2 tRNA genes and 2 rRNA genes (1 of these 4 running past the window's edge) are annotated in these 2,186 nt (G+C 49.8%); all 4 read left to right on the forward strand.

What is annotated here, in order from left to right:
* The first annotated feature begins 39 nt into the window (after positions 1 to 39).
* Positions 40 to 1,566: ribosomal RNA gene (locus tag ABUA47_RS00405) — 16S ribosomal RNA — on the forward strand.
* Positions 1,567 to 1,701: 135 nt separating this feature from the next.
* A tRNA-Ile gene (locus tag ABUA47_RS00410) sits at positions 1,702 to 1,775 on the forward strand.
* A gap of 90 nt (positions 1,776 to 1,865) precedes the next feature.
* Positions 1,866 to 1,939: transfer RNA gene (locus tag ABUA47_RS00415), tRNA-Ala, on the forward strand.
* 113 nt (positions 1,940 to 2,052) lie between these two features.
* Positions 2,053 to 2,186, forward strand: a 23S ribosomal RNA gene (locus ABUA47_RS00420) (it continues 2,405 nt past the right edge of the window).
* The 16S and 23S rRNA genes sit together here with 2 tRNA genes alongside, the layout of an rRNA operon.

Genomic DNA, 2,186 nt, shown 5'->3' on the forward strand with positions numbered 1-2,186 from the left:
CGCACTTTAATTTTTAATTTGCGCAGTCAAGATACTTTTACAATGAAGAGTTTGATCCTGGCTCAGGATGAACGCTAGCTACAGGCTTAACACATGCAAGTCGAGGGGCAGCATGAACTTAGCTTGCTAAGTTTGATGGCGACCGGCGCACGGGTGAGTAACACGTATCCAACCTGCCGATGACTCGGGGATAGCCTTTCGAAAGAAAGATTAATACCCGATGGCATAGTTCTTCCGCATGGTGGAACTATTAAAGAATTTCGGTCATCGATGGGGATGCGTTCCATTAGGTTGTTGGCGGGGTAACGGCCCACCAAGCCTTCGATGGATAGGGGTTCTGAGAGGAAGGTCCCCCACATTGGAACTGAGACACGGTCCAAACTCCTACGGGAGGCAGCAGTGAGGAATATTGGTCAATGGACGAGAGTCTGAACCAGCCAAGTAGCGTGAAGGATGACTGCCCTATGGGTTGTAAACTTCTTTTATACGGGAATAAAGTGAGGCACGTGTGCCTTTTTGTATGTACCGTATGAATAAGGATCGGCTAACTCCGTGCCAGCAGCCGCGGTAATACGGAGGATCCGAGCGTTATCCGGATTTATTGGGTTTAAAGGGAGCGTAGGCGGACGCTTAAGTCAGTTGTGAAAGTTTGCGGCTCAACCGTAAAATTGCAGTTGATACTGGGTGTCTTGAGTACAGTAGAGGCAGGCGGAATTCGTGGTGTAGCGGTGAAATGCTTAGATATCACGAAGAACTCCGATTGCGAAGGCAGCTTGCTGGACTGTAACTGACGCTGATGCTCGAAAGTGTGGGTATCAAACAGGATTAGATACCCTGGTAGTCCACACAGTAAACGATGAATACTCGCTGTTTGCGATATACAGTAAGCGGCCAAGCGAAAGCGTTAAGTATTCCACCTGGGGAGTACGCCGGCAACGGTGAAACTCAAAGGAATTGACGGGGGCCCGCACAAGCGGAGGAACATGTGGTTTAATTCGATGATACGCGAGGAACCTTACCCGGGCTTGAATTGCAACTGAATGATGTGGAGACATGTCAGCCGCAAGGCAGTTGTGAAGGTGCTGCATGGTTGTCGTCAGCTCGTGCCGTGAGGTGTCGGCTTAAGTGCCATAACGAGCGCAACCCTTATCGATAGTTACCATCAGGTGATGCTGGGGACTCTGTCGAGACTGCCGTCGTAAGATGTGAGGAAGGTGGGGATGACGTCAAATCAGCACGGCCCTTACGTCCGGGGCTACACACGTGTTACAATGGGGGGTACAGAAGGCAGCTACACGGCGACGTGATGCTAATCCCTAAAGCCTCTCTCAGTTCGGATTGGAGTCTGCAACCCGACTCCATGAAGCTGGATTCGCTAGTAATCGCGCATCAGCCACGGCGCGGTGAATACGTTCCCGGGCCTTGTACACACCGCCCGTCAAGCCATGAAAGCCGGGGGTACCTGAAGTGCGTAACCGCAAGGAGCGCCCTAGGGTAAAACTGGTGATTGGGGCTAAGTCGTAACAAGGTAGCCGTACCGGAAGGTGCGGCTGGAACACCTCCTTTCTGGAGTGACGTCTCGACTCGATCGTTGGTTCTTGAAGTTATGCTTCCATAAGAACCTCTTGTACTGCGCGTACTTGTTTATTAAAATATACGAGAAAAGTAGAAGCCGAGCCGTAAGGCGAGGGTTTGACTGACAGTCCTATAGCTCAGTTGGTTAGAGCGCTACACTGATAATGTAGAGGTCGGCAGTTCAACTCTGCCTGGGACTACTTCAAAGTTGAAAGCTGAAAATTGAAAACTGAAAATCGGGAACTCTCCGGATTTTCCACTTTCCACTTTCCGTTTTCCACTTATAAGAAGGGGGATTAGCTCAGCTGGCTAGAGCACCTGCTTTGCACGCAGGGGGTCAACGGTTCGAATCCGTTATTCTCCACTCCGTTTTGATTATTGTTTTATAATTGAAACACCGTTCTTTGACATGATGTGACCAAAAAAAAGTAAAGTTAAAAGCTGAAAGTATATATCGACCATACGTGATCGGTAAGACAAAAAGTAAGTAAGGGCACATGGCGGATGCCTTGGCTCTCGGAGGCGATGAAGGACGTGATAAGCTGCGATAAGCTGCGGGTAGGTGCAAATGACCTTTGATCCGCGGATTTCCGAATGGGACAACCCGGTAC

This window comes from Bacteroides sp. RTP31139st1_H2_RTP31139_211217 (assembly GCF_040227615.1).
Lineage (GTDB): Bacteria > Bacteroidota > Bacteroidia > Bacteroidales > Bacteroidaceae > Bacteroides > Bacteroides uniformis.